The organism is Streptomyces sp. NPDC093109, assembly GCF_040701725.1.
In the GTDB taxonomy this organism is placed as follows: Bacteria; Actinomycetota; Actinomycetes; order Streptomycetales; family Streptomycetaceae; genus Streptomyces.
In genome coordinates this window covers 131,483-148,237 of record NZ_JBFBEZ010000001.1, presented here as the reverse complement: position 1 = coordinate 148,237, position 16,755 = coordinate 131,483, and the positions used below count along the sequence as shown (strand labels likewise).

14 protein-coding genes are annotated in these 16,755 nt (G+C 72.1%); 7 read left to right on the top strand and 7 right to left on the bottom strand.

Annotation, left to right across the window (positions count from 1 at the left end; all coding sequences use genetic code 11):
• Positions 1–24 precede the first annotated feature (24 nt).
• The 3 genes from AB0389_RS00650 to AB0389_RS00640 all read right to left on the bottom strand — a co-directional run bounded on the left by AB0389_RS00650 (position 25) and on the right by AB0389_RS00640 (position 2,907).
• Entirely contained in the window at positions 25–1,053 is a 1,029-nt protein-coding gene (locus tag AB0389_RS00650) for an ABC transporter substrate-binding protein (RefSeq protein ID WP_366393102.1), read from the bottom strand.
• A gap of 119 nt (positions 1,054–1,172) precedes the next feature.
• The gene (locus AB0389_RS00645; RefSeq protein WP_366393101.1) at positions 1,173–2,102 is read right to left on the bottom strand and encodes an ABC transporter permease; all 930 of its coding nucleotides are present in this window, start codon (positions 2,100–2,102) and stop codon (positions 1,173–1,175) included.
• Entirely contained in the window at positions 2,092–2,907 is an 816-nt protein-coding gene (locus AB0389_RS00640) for an ABC transporter ATP-binding protein (protein WP_366393100.1), read from the bottom strand. Before AB0389_RS00640 ends, AB0389_RS00645 begins: the two co-directional genes overlap by 11 nt.
• Positions 2,908–3,119: 212 nt before the next feature.
• Here AB0389_RS00640 and AB0389_RS00635 point away from each other — a divergent pair, with 212 nt between their 5' ends.
• The 4 genes from AB0389_RS00635 to AB0389_RS00620 all read left to right on the top strand — a co-directional run bounded on the left by AB0389_RS00635 (position 3,120) and on the right by AB0389_RS00620 (position 7,292).
• Positions 3,120–4,802, top strand: coding sequence for a sensor histidine kinase (locus AB0389_RS00635; protein ID WP_366393099.1), 1,683 nt, complete (start codon positions 3,120–3,122; stop codon positions 4,800–4,802).
• Positions 4,799–5,491, top strand: a complete 693-nt coding sequence (locus tag AB0389_RS00630) for a response regulator (protein WP_366393098.1) — start codon at positions 4,799–4,801, stop codon at positions 5,489–5,491. The genes AB0389_RS00635 and AB0389_RS00630 overlap by 4 nt, the downstream gene beginning before the upstream one ends.
• A gap of 146 nt (positions 5,492–5,637) precedes the next feature.
• Positions 5,638–6,654: a dihydroxyacetone kinase subunit DhaK gene (locus tag AB0389_RS00625; RefSeq protein WP_366393097.1), complete on the top strand. Its 1,017-nt coding sequence runs from the start codon at positions 5,638–5,640 to the stop codon at positions 6,652–6,654.
• Positions 6,651–7,292 (top strand): DAK2 domain-containing protein, encoded by a 642-nt coding sequence (locus AB0389_RS00620; protein WP_366393096.1) that lies wholly within the window; start codon positions 6,651–6,653, stop codon positions 7,290–7,292. The genes AB0389_RS00625 and AB0389_RS00620 overlap by 4 nt, the downstream gene beginning before the upstream one ends.
• A 51-nt stretch (positions 7,293–7,343) precedes the next feature.
• On the opposite strand, the gene AB0389_RS00615 is transcribed toward AB0389_RS00620, so the two are convergent.
• Positions 7,344–11,372, bottom strand: a complete 4,029-nt coding sequence (locus AB0389_RS00615; protein ID WP_366393095.1) for a Pls/PosA family non-ribosomal peptide synthetase — start codon at positions 11,370–11,372, stop codon at positions 7,344–7,346.
• Between the two features lie 111 nt (positions 11,373–11,483).
• Positions 11,484–12,173 (bottom strand): Tat pathway signal sequence domain protein, encoded by a 690-nt coding sequence (locus tag AB0389_RS00610; protein WP_366393094.1) that lies wholly within the window; start codon positions 12,171–12,173, stop codon positions 11,484–11,486.
• Positions 12,174–12,703: 530 nt separating this feature from the next.
• On the opposite strand from AB0389_RS00610, the gene AB0389_RS00605 reads away from it, so the two are divergent.
• On the top strand, positions 12,704–13,345 hold the full coding sequence (locus AB0389_RS00605) for a DUF6230 family protein (RefSeq protein WP_366393093.1): 642 nt from the start codon (positions 12,704–12,706) through the stop codon (positions 13,343–13,345).
• 2 nt (positions 13,346–13,347) lie between these two features.
• A complete protein-coding gene (locus AB0389_RS00600; protein ID WP_366393092.1) occupies positions 13,348–13,875 on the top strand; it encodes a DUF6114 domain-containing protein in 528 nt (175 codons plus the stop codon).
• Here the strand turns inward: AB0389_RS00600 and AB0389_RS00595 are convergent.
• Entirely contained in the window at positions 13,842–14,387 is a 546-nt protein-coding gene (locus AB0389_RS00595) for a MarR family transcriptional regulator (protein ID WP_366393091.1), read from the bottom strand. The genes AB0389_RS00600 and AB0389_RS00595 overlap by 34 nt on opposite strands.
• Before the next feature lie 198 nt (positions 14,388–14,585).
• Here AB0389_RS00595 and AB0389_RS00590 point away from each other — a divergent pair, with 198 nt between their 5' ends.
• Entirely contained in the window at positions 14,586–15,803 is a 1,218-nt protein-coding gene (locus AB0389_RS00590) for a cytochrome P450 (RefSeq protein WP_366393090.1), read from the top strand.
• 40 nt (positions 15,804–15,843) lie between these two features.
• On the opposite strand, the gene AB0389_RS00585 is transcribed toward AB0389_RS00590, so the two are convergent.
• Entirely contained in the window at positions 15,844–16,716 is an 873-nt protein-coding gene (locus AB0389_RS00585) for a helix-turn-helix transcriptional regulator (RefSeq protein WP_366393089.1), read from the bottom strand.
• Between the last annotated feature and the right edge of the window lie 39 nt (positions 16,717–16,755).

The window sequence follows — 16,755 nt, the reverse complement described above, 5'->3', positions numbered from 1 at the left end:
GCGGTGCGGGCCGGTGCCGGCAGGTCACTTCGCCTTGTCGACGAACTCCGTGGTGAACGTCTTGCTCAGATCCACCTTCGCGTCCTTCAGGTTCGGGTTGAACGCCCGCAGGACGCGCTCGACGGTCTCCGGGCCTTCGGCCGGCATCACACCGTCCGTCGTGAACATCGGCAGCGTGCTCTCGATGGCCTTCGCGTACAGCCCGTCGCCGCCCTGCGCGTAGTCGGTGGGCATCTTCGCCGCGATCTCCTCCGGGGAGTGCGCCGCCATCCACTTCAGTGTCTTCACGAAGGCGTTGGCCAGCTTCTGCACCGTCTCCTTGCTGTTGTTCACCCAGTCGGTGTTCATGTACAGACTGGACGACGGGTACGGTCCGCCCAGCGCCGCCTTCGAGCCCTCGGGCGTCCGCATGTCGATGAGGACCTTGCCGAGCTTCTTGTCCAGGATCTGCGCGACCGTCGGGTCGGTGGTCATCCCGCCCTGGATCGAGTTCTGCTGGAGCGCCGAGATGAAGGTCTGGCCCGCGCCGACGGCGACCGTGCTGAACTCGTCCGTCTTCACACCGTTCTTCACGGCGAGGTACTTGGTGAGGAAGTCCGTGGACGAGCCGAGGCCCGTCACACCGAGCTTCTTGCCCTTGAAGTCCTTGGCCGAGGTGATTTCGGCGGCGGCCTTGTTGGAGACGACCTCCACCTCACCGGAGGCGTGCGAGAACTGCACCACCGACTCCACCTGCTTGCCCTTCACCTGAAGGTCCAGCGTGTGGTCGTAGAAGCCGACGACACCCTGTACGTCACCGGAGACCAGCGAGGTCGTGGCCTGCACCCCGGCCGGCTCGGTGAGCAGTTGTATGTCGAGGCCCTCGTCGGTGAAGTAGCCGAGCTTCTGCGTGAGCATCGCGGGCAGATAGATGACCTTGTCCAGGCCGCCCACCATGATCTTGACCTTGCCGCCGGAGCCGGCCGAGGAGGAGTCGCCGCCGCAGGCGGTCAGGGTGGCGAGGGCGAGCACGGCGGAGACCGCGGCTGCCGGGAGCTTGAGATGACTGCGCATGTCACGTCCTTGTGATCAGGTGATCCGGTGATCAGGGCCCGGGGTGTGTCCGGCGGGCCCGGGGAAAGCGGCCGGGCGGCGGTGAGTGGTGAGTGGTGAGCGGTCGGGCGGTCACACGGTCAGCGGTCGGAGCCGGCTTCTGCGGGCTTCCAGCGGAAGAGGCGTTTCTCCAGGAAGGTCAGCAGCGCCTCGGCGAGCAGCGCCACGACCGCGAGGATCACCATCGCCGCGTACACCCCGGCCGCGTTGAACGTGCCCTGCGAGGCCGAGACCAGCAGCCCGATGCCCTTCGTCGCGCCGATGTACTCACCGACGATCGCGCCGATCAGCGCGAAGCCGAAGCTGACATGGAGGCTGGTGAAGATCCACGAGGTGGCGGACGGGATGACGACCTGGAGGGTGACCTGCCGGTTGGTCGCGCCGAGGATCCTGGCGTTGGCGACGAGATTGCGGTCCACCTCCCTGGCCCCCTGGAAGGCGTTGAAGAAGACCGGGAAGAAGACCAGCACGACCGCCGAGGCGACCTTCGAGGCCGGCCCCAGACCGAACCAGATGAGGAAGATCGGCGCCAGCACGATCCGGGGGAGCGCGTTGAGCACCTTGATGTACGGGCCGAGGACATCGGCCAGGAAGCGGACCCGGCCGAGCGCGATGCCCAGCACCACCCCGGCGGTCACACCGATGACCCAGCCGAGGAGCGCCTCGTACAGCGTGTACCAGATCTGCTCCCACAGGGAGCCCTGCGGGGTGCCGTGCACCGCCCACTGGACGATCTGGTCCCAGATCTTCGACGGCATCGAGAAGTTGAACGGATCGATGACGGCGGACCTGGCCATCCACTCCCAGATCCCGATGATCGCGATGAGCAGCAGGATCCGGGTGCCGTAGACCACGAACTGGCGGTTGCGGGCCGCCCGCGCCCTGGCCTGCGTACGTTCGCCGCCGGCGCCCGTGCCCGGATCCGTACCGTTGCCCGCGGTCTTCCCCGTGGTGTTCCCCGGCGTCTTCCCGGCCGGTGCGGCCGGAGTGGTAACAGTCTCAGGCGGCATGGGTGGCACCCCTCTCGCGCGTGATGCGGACCTCTTCGCCCAGCGAGGACCAGATCTCCCGGTAGATCTCGACGAACCGCGGTTCGAGCCGTACGGACTCGACCTTGCGGGGGCGCGGCAGGTCGATCCGGAAGACCTCCTTGACCGTCGCCGGTCCCGCCGTCATCACCACCACCTTGTCGGCGAGGGCGATCGACTCCTCCAGATCGTGGGTGACGAAGATGACCGAGGCGCCGGTCCCCGCCCACAGCTCCAGCAGCTCGTCCGACATCAGCGCCCGGGTCTGCACGTCGAGCGCCGAGAACGGCTCGTCCATGAGCAGCAGTTCGGGGTCGTTGACGAAGGTCGCCGCCAGGGCCACGCGCTTGCGCTGACCGCCCGACAGCTGGTGCGGATAGCGGTCCTCGAAGGACGTCAGCCCGACCCGGGCCAGCCACTCGCGGGCCCGCTCCCTCGCCTCGGCCTTCGCCACGCCGCGGAACCGCGGGCCCGCCATCACGTTGGACAGCACGGTGCGCCAGGGGAAGACCGCGTCCTGCTGGAAGACGAACCCGGTCTTGTCGCCGATGCCGGTGACCGGCTCGCCGCCGACCAGCACCTCGCCCTCAGTGGGCTCCTCCAGGCCGCTGACCAGGGTGAGAGTGGTGGATTTTCCGCATCCGGTGGGACCCACCACCGCGACGAACTCACCGCGTTCGACCGTCAGGTCGAGATCCCTGACGGCGGTATGGAGGTGTCCCGACGGGGTCCGGAATACCTTGCTCGTTCCCCGCAGCTCGATGGCGGGGCTCGTGTGGCTGCTCATGGACCGGGAGGCTAGGAGTGACCGGGACCACAGCGGCAGCCTTGTGGGCGCAACCCGTCGTTCTGCGCGCAAACCCCGTTCTGCTCGTTCTGCTCACGCGGGAACGACAAAAGAGCCGCACAGGGCTGGGCACCGGAGCCCCGGCGGCTTACGTTGCGTTCACCACGACATCAGACGGAAACGCGTGGTCCACCAGGGACGGAGGAGAGCGGATGCGGATGCGGAGCCCCCGGCGCGTCTCCGCCGAGGTCCTGGCGGCACAACTGGCCATCACCACCGGCGTGATGGTCCTCGCCACCTGTCTCTTCCTCGCCCCGCTCGGCTCCGAGCTGGACGACGCGGCCACCCACCGCGCCCTCGCCATCGCCCAGACCACCGCGGCCGACCCGGACATCGCCCGGGAGATCCTCACCACCGCACCGAGCAGCCGCGGCCCCGTGCAGAGCGAGGCCGAGCGGATCCGCCGCGCCACCGACGCGCTCTACGTGGTGGTGATGGACACCCGCGGGGTGCGCTGGTCGCACACCACCACCGCCGAGATCGGCCGGCACGTCTCCACCGACCCGAGCGCCGCGCTCGCCGGCCGGGAGATCCGGCAGATCGACGACGGCACCCTGGGCCGCTCGGCCCGCGCCAAGGTGCCGCTCTACGACGCCACGGGCCGGCTGGTCGGCGCGGTCTCCGTCGGCATCGCCTACGACAGCGTGCGCGGCCGGCTGCTGGACGCCGTACCGGCGCTGCTGCTCTGCGCCGGCGCCGCCCTCGCCGTGGGCGCGCTGGCCGCGGTCGCCGTCTCGCGCCGGCTGCGCCGCCGTACCCACGGGGTCGGCTTCGCCGACATCTCCGCGCTGCTCGACGAGCGCGAGGCGATGCTGCACGCCGTCCGCGAAGGGGTCGTCGCCTTCGACCGCATCGGCCGGATCCGGCTCGCCAACGACGAGGCCGTACGGCTTCTCGGCCTCGACGCCGGCGCCACCGGCCGGCCGCTGGACGAGGTGCTCGCGCCGGGACGGACCACGGACGTGCTCGCGGGGCGCGTCGCGGGCACCGACCTGCTCACCGTCAGCGGCGGCCGGGTGCTGGTCGCCAACCGGATGCCGACGCGCGACGGCGGCGCCGTGGTGACCCTGCGCGACCGTACCGAACTGGAGCAGCTCGGCCGCGAACTCGACAGCAGCCAGGGGCTCCTGGACGCGCTGCGCGCCCAGGACCACGAACACGCCAACCGGCTCCACACCGTCCTCGGACTGCTCGAACTCGGCCGCCACGACATGGCCGTGGAGTTCGTCGCCGAGATCGCCAGCGCCCACCGCGCCTCCGCCGAACAGATCGCCGAACGGGTCCGCGACCCACTGCTCTCCGCGCTCCTCGTCGGCAAGACCGCCATCGCCGCCGAGCGCGGCGTCGCACTGCGGCTCTCCGACGCGACGCTGCTGCACCACCGCGTGGTGGACGCGCGCGACCTGGTGACCGTGCTCGGCAATCTCGTCGACAACGCGCTGGAGGCCGTCACCGAGCGCCGCCGCGGCGACCCGTCGGCCGAGGCCTCCGTCGAGGTCGAACTGCGCGCCGAACACACCACCGCCGTACTGCGTGTCTGCGACACCGGCCCCGGGGTACCGCCCGAGGAGCGCGAGCGGATCTTCGTCGAGGGCTGGTCGACCAAGCGGCCCCCGCCGGCCCCGGGGGCCGGTGTCCTCCCGCGCGGACGCGGTCTCGGCCTCGCCCTGGTGCGCCGGCTCGCCGAGCGGTACGGCGGCATGGCGCGGGTGACCGCCCGCGCGGGCGGGGGAGCGGTCTTCACCGTCGTACTGCCCGAGGCACTCGTTCCGTCCGGCGTCACGGGCGACGCACTCCCCGAGCGCCGGCTCATGGCCGCGGGGGAGCCGCAATGATCGATGTCCTCGTCGTGGACGACGACTTCCGGGTCGCCGAGATCAACGCCGCGTACGTGGAGCGGACGCCCGGCTTCCGGGTCGCCGCCCGCGCCCACACCGCGGCCCAGGCGCTGGCCACCCTGGAGCGGGGCCATATCGACCTCGTCCTGCTCGACCACTATCTGCCGGACGAGACGGGCCTCACGCTGATCCGCCGCATGCGGCAGCTCGGCCACCACGCCGACGTCATCATGGTCACGGCGGCGCGCGATGTGACCACGGTCCAGGCCGCGATGCGCTACGGCGCGCTCCAGTACCTCGTCAAACCGTTCAGCTTCGCCGGGCTCGGCGCGAAGCTCGACGGCTACGCGGCGCTGCGCCGTACCCTCGACGGCGTCGGCGGCCGGGGAGAGGCCGGCCAGGACCAGGTGGACCGTATCTTCAGCGCCTTCAGAACCGCCGACGCGCCCCGTTCCGAACTTCCCAAAGGGCACTCCGCCGCCACCGTCGACCTCATGCGCCGGGTCCTGACCGGGGCCGAGCGGCCGCTCTCGGCCCACGAGGTCGCCGAACGCACCGGCGTCAGCCGCTCCACCGCGCAGCGCTACCTCAAATACCTGGAGCGCACCGGGCGGATCAGCCTCACCCTGAAGTACGGCGACACCGGGCGCCCCGAGCACCGGTACACCTGGGCCACGGCCGTCTGACGCCCGTTCTTCGCAAAGGTCACGGAAAGCTGACTCTTCGACATTTACTATGTCCTGGCGATCACTTATGTGACTACCGAGTCGCGTCTGCACAAGGGGCCCGTACTGCCTCCGGCCACCGAGCCCTCCGAAAGGACCTCCGCGCCGTGAACCATCTCTTCCTGCCCGAGGCCGACCCCGTCGGCGTATCACTGCGCGGATTCGCGCGCGCCCATCCGGAGCTGGTCGCGCTGCACGAGGACCCGCTCTTCGTCACCGCGACCGACACCGATCCCGCGCGGCGGGTCGGCCTCCTGTCCGGCGGCGGATCGGGACACGAGCCGATGCACGCCGGCTTCGTGGGCCGCGGCCTGCTCGACGCCGCCGTTCCCGGGCGGATCTTCGCCTCGCCGCACAACCGGCAGGTGTACGAGGCCAGCCGCGCGGTCGCCAGGGACGACGGCGTCCTGCACATCGTCAAGAACTACACCGGCGACCGGATCAACTTCGGGATCGCGGCCGAACGGCTGCGGGCCGACGGCATCGAGGTGCGCCGGGTCCTCGTGGACGACGACCTGGCGACCGAGAGCGACCTCACGGCGACCGGCCGCCGGGGCACCGGAGCCACCGTCATCGTCGAGAAGCTGCTCGGCGGCGCCGCCGACACCGGCCTCGGCATCGCCGAACTCGCCGCGCTCGGGGAGCGGTTCGCCCGCTCCTCGCGCAGTGTCGCCGTCGCGGGCCGGGCCCAGACGTCGCCCTCCCTGGGCGGTGAGGTCTTCGCCCTCGCCGACCGGGAGATCGAGTACGGCGTGGGCATCCACGGCGAGCGGGCCGCCGAGACGATCACCAGGCCATCGTTCGGAGAGCTCGTCGAACGGATGACCGCCCAGGTGCTCGACGGACTGCCCGGCACCGGCGACGGGGTCATCCTCCTCGTCAACGGTCTCGGCGCGACCACCCTGCTGGAGCTGTACGCCGTCCACGAGCAGGTCAGCGGGGTACTGGAGCGGCGCGGCGTCCCGGTCGCCGGGCAGCTCGTCGGCACCCACGTCCCCGCGCTGGACATGAGCGGCTTCTCCCTGACCATGACGGCGGTGCGGACCGACTGGCTCGCCTGGTGGCGGGCACCGGCCCGTACCCCGGCCTTCCCCCACCAGTACTCCCAGGAGCTGACCGGATGACCATCGACCAGACACAGGTGCTGCGCACCTACGCCGAAGCCGCCCACACCGTCCACGAGGCGCTGACGGCGCTCGACCAGATCTCCGGCGACGGGGACTTCGGGGACAACCTCTGCGAGGGCCTCGACCGGACCGTCGCCGCGCTGGACGCGAGCCCCGAGGAGCCGGCCGTGGCCGTGGCGGGATCCGTCTTCCTCGACCAGGTCGGCGGCACCAGCGGACCCCTGATCGGACTGCTCCTCAGCGCGATCGGCCGCGCGCTCGCCGAGGCGCCCGACCCGCGGGCCGGCTGGGCGACGGGCGTGCGCGAGGGGCTGGCGGCGATCCAGCGGGTCGGGGAGGCCGAACCGGGCGACCGTACGATGGTCGACGCGCTGGCGCCCGCCCGCGACGCCCTCGCCGAGGGCGAGAAGTTCGCCGACGTCGCCCGCGCCGCGCTGGCGGGTGCGGCGGCGACGGCCGGCATCCGGGCACGCCGCGGGCGGGCGTCGTACGTCGGCGACCGGGTCCTCGGCGCACCCGACCCCGGCGCCACCGGCGTCGCCCTCCTCTTCTGGTCCCTCGCCAGGGTGGCAGAACCGGAGGCCGTCCTCGGCGAGGTCGGGGAGCTGGTGCCCGTCCCGGGGAGCAGCGCCTGACCACGCCGACCCGGCCCGCCCCCGCGCTCCGGTGCGGCCGGGCGCCGGATGTCAGGGGTGCCTGACCGACGCGCCGGGCGCGGTGACGGCGGGCTGTTCGGTGATGCCCTCGGCGGGGATGCCGCGCCAGAGCGTGCCCGGCATGAGCCGCTCGCCCTTCATCAGGAGCGACAGCGCGTCCAGCCCGACCCCCGCGCCCACCACCGCGTCGTACAGTACGACCGCGCGCGTACCGACGCTCGCGCCGTCCTCCACCGTGACCACCGACATCTTCATGACCCGGTCCTCGAAGAGGTGCGTCTGCAGCGATACGCGCAGGCCGACCGCGACATCGTCGCCGATGTCCACGAGGTCGAACTCGGTGAGGAAGGTCGTACCGATCCAGGTCCGCCGGCCGATCCGCGCGCCGAACCGGCGCAGCACCGGCGGCAGGAACGGTGTGCCGATCAGGAGGCCCACCCCGGCCGGTACCGCCGCCGCCTCGTAGAGACCGGTGACGAACTCCGTACGCCGCACGAACAGGCTCCACAGCGGTTCGACCCGGGGCCGGTACACCCCGACGACCAGCCACTTCGCCAGTACGCAGCAGGCGATCACCACCAGCGCGGAAACCGCCGCGAGGAGCGGGGCCACCAGCACGGGCAGCACCGCCGACGGAGCGCGCGCCACCCCGGACAGCGCCATCAGGAAGAGACAGACCCCGCCACCGATCAGGGACGCGGGCAGTGTCGCCCGGAAGAACTCGATGCCCAGCCGCTGGAGCACCGCCGCGCGCCCGGGCCGGAACGTCAGCTCCTCGGGGAACGAACCGCTGCTCTGGCGCACCGGCAGCAGCATCGCCGGCGAACCCAGCCACGCGGTGCCCTCCGGCACCCCGTCCCGGGGCGGCACCGTGCTCACCCCGATCAGGGAGCCGGCCCCCGTGCGGGTACCGGCGGGGACGACGGCGGCGTTGCCGACGAACGCCCGCCGCCCCACCTCCGTACGGCCGAACGAGACCCGGCCGCCGGCGAAGGTGGCCGCCCCGACATTGGCCATGTCCGCGACGAAGCTGCCCTCGCCGAGCGTCAGCAGATCCGGGTCGAGGTGGGCGGCGGTGGAGACCTCGGCGCCGCGCCCGATCCGCGCGCCCAGCAGCCGCAGCCAGGGCACGGTGTAGAGCGTCGCGTAGAGCGAGTTGGTGGCGGCGAGGCTCAGCTCCAGCAGCTTGTCGGCCAACCACTTGCGCACCCCGAGCGAGGAGCGCACCGGATGGACACCGGCGGGCACCCGCGGCAGCACCAGCCGCTTGCCGGCGGCGATCACGGCACAGGCGGTGAGGACGAACACAGGTCCGAACAGTGCGACGGCGCCGACCGCCCCGGGGACGCCCCAGGCCGGCACCGCCCACCAGAACAGCACCAGGCCGGGAACGAGCATCGCCGGCGCGGCGGCCTCCAGACAGACGAGGCCGGCCAGCGCGGCGGCGACATGGCCCGCACGGTGGCCGGCCGGATCGCCCGGCGCCCGGAGCATGCTCTCCGCGGCGGGACCGAGCGCGTCCACCGGGGACGGCGGCGAGCCGGCCCAGCGCGCCCCCGCCGGAACCGTCTCGCCCCGGCCGATGACGGACTGCTCGCCGAGCCCGGCGCCCGCTCCCATCCGCGCGCCGGGTTCGAGGACCGCGTTGGCGCCGACGAAGGCGCGCGGGCCGATCTCGATCGGCGCGACCGTCACCCAGCCGTCGGCCACCCGCCACGGGCTCAGCGAGACGCCGTACCCCACCGAGGTGTCACCGCCCACGCGCAGCAGGGCCGGCAGGGTGATCGCGCTCGTGGCGATGGTCGTACGGGGTCCCACGCGCGCGCCGAGCAGCCGCAGATAGCCGGCCATCAGCGGGGAGCCGCTCAGCACGGGCAGCGGACTGACCCCCAGTAGCATGTTGACGGCCCACAGCCGGACATAGGTCCGGCCCCACAGCGGGTAGCGGCCCGGCAGGATCCCCGCGCCCAGCGGGCGCACGAGCAGCACCGGAACGAGCCAGCGCACCCCGAGGTAGCCGGCCAGCGCGCCGACGGTCAGTTCGGCCGCGAGCCGCTCCGAGATCCGGCCGCCGTGCACGGCGTACACGTACGCGACCGGCAGCGTCAGCAGGAGCAGCAGCAGATACACCGCCCCGGCCTGAGCGGCTCCGGCGGCGGCGATCCGGCCGGTGCCGTGCGGCAGCGGCGTCGGGCGGGGCGGCGCGGTGCGCCGCTCGGTGCCCGCCGGGGCGTCCAGCCGCGCCGTCAGGCTCCGTACGGTCGGGTGGGCGTAGAGGTCGCGCAGCGCGGGGCCCGTGCCGATGCCCCGGCCGCGCAGCAGGGAGACGACCTGGGCCGCGAGCAGGGAGTGGCCGCCGAGGTCGGTGAAGAAGTCGGCCTCGGCCGACAGCGCGGCGGGCTCGATGCCGAGCACCTCGGCCCAGGCGTCGCGTACCCGCGTCTCCAGCCCGTCGCGGGCCGGTACGACCGCGCCGCCACCTACCAGCCGTCGGCCGGTCGGGGCGGGCAGCCGCGCGCGGTCCACCTTGCCGCTCGCCATGGTGGGCAGGGCGGTCAGCACGTCCAGAGTGGACGGCACCATGTACGCGGGCAGGCCCCGGCGGAGCCGTTCGTGGAGCCGGGCGGCCAGCGCGTCGTCCGGCTCCGCGCGGTCCGGCACACGGACCACGTAGGCGGCCAGTCCACCTCCGGCCAGTCCACCTCCGGCCGATCCGCCGGGGTGTGTGGCGGGTGCGAGCGCGGTGACCGCCTCGGCCACCCCGGGGTCCTCCAGGAGCATGCTGTCGATCTCACCGAGATCGACCCGGTAGCCCCGGATCTTCACCTCGGAGTCGGCCCGGCCCAGGAACTCGATCTCGCCGGCCGCAGTCAGCCGGCCGAGGTCCCCGGTGCGGTAGAGCCTGCTTCCCGGGGGCGCCAGCGGATGGCGGATGAACCGGTCGGAGGTGAGCTCGGGCCGCCCGACATAGCCCCGGGCCACCCCGGGCCCGCCGACGCAGATCTCCCCGACCGAGCCGTCGGGCACCGGCCGGTGCTCCTCGTCGAGCAGCACCACCGAGTAGGTCGGCAGCGGTGTGCCGATGGTCACGGCGCGGCCCGGCAGCAGCTCCGTCCAGGTCGCGGTGACGGTGGCCTCGGTCGGACCGTACGTGTTGAGCATGCGGCGCCCGGGTCTGCTCCACCGTTCGACGAGCTGCGCGGGGCAGGCCTCGCCGCCGACGACGATGCTGCGTACGCGCGGCAGGTCCTGCGGGATGGTCTCCAGCAGGGTCGGCACGCAGTACAGCACGGTGACCGCGCGGTCCTCCAGGAACGTGCCGAGTTCGGTGCCGAGCCGGCCGGAACCGTCGGGGCCCGCGACGAGGGTGGCGCCGACCGACCAGGTCGGCCAGATCTCCTCGACGGAGAAGTCGAAGGAGATCGTCATGCCCTGGTACACACGGTCGCGTGGCCGTACGTCGTACACGCGGGGGACGACATCGAGGAAGTTGCAGATGCTCGACTGGGCGATCTCCACCCCCTTGGGCCGACCGCTGGAGCCGGAGGTGTACATGATGTACGCGAGGGGGTCGTCGTCCCGGTCCGGTCTCCCGTCCCGGTTCCCGGGCGGGGTGCGTGGCGGCCGGGTGTCCGGTACGGCGGCGAGTTCCGGGGCGCACGCGTCCAGTGCGACCACCCGGTGCGCGAGACCGTCCACCGCGTCGGCGAGGCCGGAGACCGTCAGGACGAGATCGACGTCCGCGTCCCCCGCGATCCAGGCGATCCGGTCGGGCGGCGACGCCGGATCGATCGGTACGAAAGCGGCGCCGGCCTTGCCCACGCCGAGCAGGGACACGTACATCTCGACGGACCGGGGTACCAGCAGCGCGACCCGGCATCCCCGGCCGATGCCGAGCCCGCGCAGCAGGTGGGCCAGCCGGTTGGCGCGCGCGTCCAGTTCGGCGTACGTCAGTGTGTGCGGCCCGCACTCCAGTGCGGTCGCGGCAGAGGCGCGGTCACAGGCGGTTTCGAAGACGAGGTGCAGGTCTCTGCCCCCGCCGTCCGTGAGCGTGGCCATGCCCTCCATCGGACCACCGATCACCGGTGGCCGCACCTCTGGCCGCGCCTCCGGCGGCCACCGGGGCGGGGCTGTCCCGGTGGCCGCCGAGCCGTGGTGGACCGGTGTGGATCAGTTGACGTACACGGAGGGGCTCCCGGACTGGCTGGTGTCCCGCACCGGTCCGTAGACGGCGGAGAAGTAGCTGGAGGCGGGGCAGGTGATGGGCCCCGACGACCTGGTGAAGAGCTGGTTGGCGAAGGTGATCGTGTTGCCCGTGTTGGAGGTGGTCCCGTTCAGACCGGTACTGGTGTAGACGCAGGTCGTCACGCCGAGGATGGTGTTCAGCACGACCGTCGTCTGGACGGTACCGACGCTTCCGGCGGTCACGGTGAGCGCACCGGCGGAGCTGGCCGACGCGACATGCGGCAGGTTCTGCAGCGTGATGCTCTGGACGCCGGTGGTGCCCAGGATATTGCTGGTGCAGCCGGCGAAGGTGTGGGCGGTGACCGATTCGGTGGCGGTTCCCGGGGCGACCGGATTGGCCGTGACACTGGCGGTGAACTGCGAGGCGGTGCAGGTGATTCCGGTGGTTCCGCCGGAGGTGGTGCGGATCGCGACGGTCGTTCCCGTGGCGAGCGAGGCGGTGAGCACATCACCGACCGCCACCGCGTCGCCCGCGGCGCTGCCGTAGGTGAGCACGTTGTTCGCGGCTTCGGCCGCCCCGGCGGCGGTGACGGTGGCGGAGGCGGTGCCGGTGGCGAGGAGAGCGGCGACGGCGGTGAGGCCGGCGGCGGTGAGGGCGGTACGTCGTGCACCCATGCGAAGTCCCTTTCGCGAGCGGAGCGTTGACAAGGCGGTGGGAGGTGCCTGCCCGGCGGACGCGGCCCGGCCGCGCGAGCGGTGGAGGCGAGATGTGTACCGAAGGACCGGACCCGGAGCCGGGCGGGGGAGGGTACGGAACGGATCCAGCGCCATGGATCCGTTCCGCGGCGCCGGTGAGCGCGTTTTCGGCAGGAAACCCAAGAGGGTTGTAGACCTGTCCCGAGCCCGGAGTCAAGGGTTCGCGGGGGAAGTGGGGGAGGAAAGTTACCCACGGTACCCAGACGTCAGAGGCGTTGTCGGGGGCGCGCGCCGACGGCGTGGCCGACGGGCGGAGGAGAGCCGGCCACGGAAGCAACACACAATTTCCACAAGGGAGTTGACCCGCCCGATACCTGGGAGTAACTTGACGGCCACTCCCGTGGCAGCGCCGTCGCCCGTACCCGGAAGCCCAGTCGGTGCCGGGAGTGTCCGCGCCAGGACCTCGCCGCGCAAGCTCGTTCCGGTCACCACACCTTCAGGAGCAGCTCATGGCCACGTCCGAACACACCGGCGGTGAATCGCCCGAGAGACCCGCACCGCGGGGAAGGGTCAGGCTGCGCAAGGCCGCTCTTATGGGAGTTCCCGCGTTCGCCGTCGCGGCCACCCTCGTGGTGCTCACCGCGCAGGGGGCCATCGCGGCCCAGTTCGCCATCTCAGGCATGCCGTTCGTCGTCGCCGCGGACCGTCTGGAGGCCGACGGGTTCGAGCAGTTCGGCTCCCTGGATCACATGGCGCCGAACAGCCCCAACGCGGGTGACACCGGGGGCCAGGTCCTCGTGGTGGTCTCCGCCATCAAGGAGGCCAAACTCACCAAGCTCTGCCAGAGTGTCGAACTCGGCGGCACGTTCCTGCACATCACCGCGGGCGACAAGGGCACCCCCGTCACCGCGACCGACCTCACCACCGACTCCACCGTACTCACCGGCAAGGACGCCCGCTTCACGAACATCGAGATCGGCGGCGACGCGAGCGAGTTCGACAAGGCGGGGGTCAAGGGCCCGCTCGGTGTCTTCGGCCAGCAGGCCGACACCGTCGTCATCGAGAAGCTGCGGCAGACCAACTGGGCCACCACCGCCGCCAAGTTCCGGCTCCCCAACCTCCATCTCGACTTCAGTTCGAAGGGCTGCTGAGCGTGGCCTCCGCCGAGCGGGGCTCCTCGGCCGGGGCAGCCGCCCCGGCCGGGGAGCCCCGCCGGCCGCGCGCCTTCGCCGCCTGGCGCAGACGCCGGCCGTTCTGGGGCGGGCTGCTGCTGCTGCTCGGCGGGGGCGAGATCCTGCTGACCGAGCAGGCGTCCATCTCCGTCATGCTGCACGCGGGCGCGGGCGGCATCGCCGCGTATGTGCTGCCGCTGGTGATGGTGGTGTGCGGGCTGCTGATCATCACCAACCCCGAACAGCGGCTGTTCTACTCGATCGTCGGGGTGCTGGTCACACTCGGCACCTGGGTCACCTCGAACCTGGGCGGCTTCGTCGTCGGCCTGCTGCTCGGGGTCGTCGGCTCGTCGATGGCGTTCGGCTGGCTGCCCGACCAGGAGCCGCGCCAGTGGCGGCGGCGGAAGGCAGGACGGCCGGCGGAACCGGCCGTTACGGACCAGCCGGCCGTTACGGAGCAGCCGACAGGTACGGATCAGCCGGCCGGTTCGGATCGGTCGGTGAACTGAGGCCCAGCGGCGTCGACTTGGCGGGCGTAGCCGTCCATGAGCCGCTGGAGCACAGCGGCCGCGGTGGCGATGTCCGCCTCGTCGAATCCCGCCAGCGCCCGCTGGATCGCGGCGCGGTTGGCATGGCGCAGCCTGGTCAGCAGCGACGTGCCGGCCGCCGTGATCGCGACCCGGCGCGCCCGGCCGTCGAGCGGGTCGGCGGTGCGCTCGACCAGCCCCTGTGACTGAAGCCGCGCGATCTGCCGGGTGACATGGGACGGCTCCACCATCAGCCGGTCCGCGAGATCGCCCACCCGGCCCACCCCGTCGTGCGCGTCCAGGGCGAGCAGCAGATGCACATCGGAGCGCCGCGCGCTGACCCCGGCCCGGGAGATCCGTTCGTCGTGTGCCCGGGCCCGGGTGAGCAGATAGGCCAGCGAGGCCAGCGTCATCTCCAGCTCGGCGACGGCCCCTTGGGGCGCGGTGGCGTCCAGGATGGCATCCGGCGCGGCGGATCCGGCGGTGTCCGGCATGGGGGAACTCTAGTGCCTCGCCCGGTACGGGCGCTCCGGCCGTGCGCGGGTACGCGTCGCGGGCGGGCCGTATCCGGCCAAAGTGGAGTGTCCCGCTCCATGCCTCTTCCCACTCCCACGCAGTGCGAGTTAGCGTGACCGTGAGTTAATTGCCTTTGTCAGGTAATTCGGTACGCCTCGCGTGCGAAGGAGCCCCCCATGACCGTCACCGAGCACACCCCGAGCCTCCCGTACCCGCCCGCCCTCACCGCGCCCGCCCCGCGCGGCGGCTGCCCCTTCGCCCCGCCGCCCGCGTACGAACGCGCACGGGAGGAGACACCCGTCACCCGGGTCACCCTGTGGGACGGCTCCACATGCTGGCTCGTCACCCGGCACGAGGACGTCAGGAGTGTGCTCGGCGACGCGCGGTTCAGCGCCCGCACCGACCGCCCCGGCTTTCCGTTCCTCAGCGAGGGGCGCAAACAGACCTCCGTCGGCAGGGCGAGCTTCATCCGGATGGACGACCCCGGGCACGCCCGGCTGCGCCGGATGCTCACCGGCGACTTCATGGTCAGGAAGATCGAGGCGATGCGTCCGGAGATCCAGCGCCTCGCCGACGAGCTGCTCGACGGGATGACCGCCGGGGCGGACCACGCCGATCTGGTCGCGGAGTTCGCGCTGCCGCTGCCGTCCCTGGTGATCTGCCGGCTGCTCGGCGTGCCGTACGCGGACCACGACTTCTTCCAGGGCCGCAGCAACACCCTGATCAACGAGGCGTCGACGCCCGCCGAGATGGGGACCGCCGTGGCCGAACTGTCCGCGTATCTGACCCGGCTGGCACACGACAAGAAGGACAGCCCCGACGACGGCATCATCAGCCGCCTGCTGGAGCGCGGCGAACTCGACTGCGACGACGTGGCCGCCATGGGTGTGCTGCTCCTGATCGCGGGCCACGAGACGACCGCGAACATGACCGCGCTGTCCGTGCTCGCCCTGCTGCGCGAGCCGGACCAGCTGGAGCGGCTGCGCGCGGACCCCGGGCTGGTCGACGGCGCCGTCGAGGAGCTGCTGCGGTATCTGAGCATCGTCCACAAGGGCATCCCGCGGGTCGCCGTCGAGGACGTCACCGTGGGCGGTGTCACCGTCCCCGCGGGCGAGGGCGTGCTGTGCCTGCTCAACACCGCCAACCGTGACGAGGATGTCTTCGCCTCCGGCGGCGGCCTCGACATCACGCGCAACGCGCGCCGCCATGTCGCCTTCGGCTTCGGCGTGCACCAGTGCCTCGGCCAGCCACTGGCCCGGCTGGAGCTGCGGATCGCGCTGGAGACCCTGCTGCGCCGGCTCCCCGGGCTGCGGCTCGCGGTGCCCTTCGCCGACATCCGCTTCCGTACCGACATGTCGGTGTACGGCGTCCACGCGCTCCCGGTGGCCTGGTGAGTGCGGCGGCCGGCCGCTGACTCCGCCGGGACGGCCGTCGTCAGGGTGTCACCGGGTGCGGGGAGCCGGCCGGCCCGCCGTGTGCCGTGCCGGCGGGTTCTGTCCGTGAGAGTGCGGAGAGGAGCCGCAGCTTGTCGTGGGCGTCGCTGTCCTCGTCGGGGTAGTAGACGACGAGGATGACGTCCTCGATGGGGAGTTTGTCGCGGTGCAGCCGCAGCTCTCCGACGACGGGGTGCTGGAGGACGGTGGTACCTCCGTCGAGGGGGCGCACGTCGTGTCGGGCCCACAGGGTGCGGAACCGCCCGCTGGACAGCGCGAGTTCTCCGACGAGTTCGACGAACCGGGGGTTGCCGGTGTCGTCCCCTATGGTGGTACGAAGAGTGGCGACGAAGCCGGCGGCGGCTCTCTCCCAGTTCTGGTGAAAGGCCTGTTCCTCGGGATCGAGGAAGAAGGAGCGAAGCCGGTTCTGGCCGGGCCGCAGCCGCGGGGAGAGCGCGACGGCCATGGGGTTGGAAGCCAGAACGTCGTACGCGCGGCCTTCGACGAACGCGGGGATCCCGAGGTGGGCGAGGAGCTGGTGCACTCGCGCCGGCACATGCTCGGGCCGCTTGCGGCGCGGTGCCCTGGGGCGTACCGCCGCGAGACCGAGCAGATACGTCTGCTCCACGTCATCGAGGCGCAGGACGCGCGCGAGCGATCCGAGAACCTGAGGCGAGGGGTGCTTGTCACGGCCCCGCTCCAGCCGCATGTAGTAATCGGGGCTGATTCCGGCGAGCAGCGCGACTTCCTCGCGGCGCAGGCCGGGGACACGGCGGCTACCGCCGGACGGGATCCCCGCCTGCGCGGGGGAGACCAGGTCACGCCGGGCGCGAAGATAGCTGCCGAGCCGGCCGCCGGATTCCTCGTCATTCATGAATCCACGGTAATACGGCGCCCACGTCGCTGAGGGGGC

Coding starts and splice junctions, on each gene's coding strand:
- AB0389_RS00650 (WP_366393102.1), bottom strand. CDS start 1,053: ATGCGCAGTCATCTCAAGCTCCCGGCAGCCGCGGTCTCCGCCGTGCTC.
- AB0389_RS00585 (WP_366393089.1), bottom strand. CDS start 16,716: ATGAATGACGAGGAATCCGGCGGCCGGCTCGGCAGCTATCTTCGCGCC.
- AB0389_RS00590 (WP_366393090.1), top strand. CDS start 14,586: ATGACCGTCACCGAGCACACCCCGAGCCTCCCGTACCCGCCCGCCCTC.
- AB0389_RS00645 (WP_366393101.1), bottom strand. CDS start 2,102: ATGCCGCCTGAGACTGTTACCACTCCGGCCGCACCGGCCGGGAAGACG.
- AB0389_RS00605 (WP_366393093.1), top strand. CDS start 12,704: ATGGCCACGTCCGAACACACCGGCGGTGAATCGCCCGAGAGACCCGCA.
- AB0389_RS00615 (WP_366393095.1), bottom strand. CDS start 11,372: ATGGCCACGCTCACGGACGGCGGGGGCAGAGACCTGCACCTCGTCTTC.
- AB0389_RS00640 (WP_366393100.1), bottom strand. CDS start 2,907: ATGAGCAGCCACACGAGCCCCGCCATCGAGCTGCGGGGAACGAGCAAG.
- AB0389_RS00635 (WP_366393099.1), top strand. CDS start 3,120: ATGCGGATGCGGAGCCCCCGGCGCGTCTCCGCCGAGGTCCTGGCGGCA.
- AB0389_RS00630 (WP_366393098.1), top strand. CDS start 4,799: ATGATCGATGTCCTCGTCGTGGACGACGACTTCCGGGTCGCCGAGATC.
- AB0389_RS00610 (WP_366393094.1), bottom strand. CDS start 12,173: ATGGGTGCACGACGTACCGCCCTCACCGCCGCCGGCCTCACCGCCGTC.
- AB0389_RS00620 (WP_366393096.1), top strand. CDS start 6,651: ATGACCATCGACCAGACACAGGTGCTGCGCACCTACGCCGAAGCCGCC.
- AB0389_RS00595 (WP_366393091.1), bottom strand. CDS start 14,387: ATGCCGGACACCGCCGGATCCGCCGCGCCGGATGCCATCCTGGACGCC.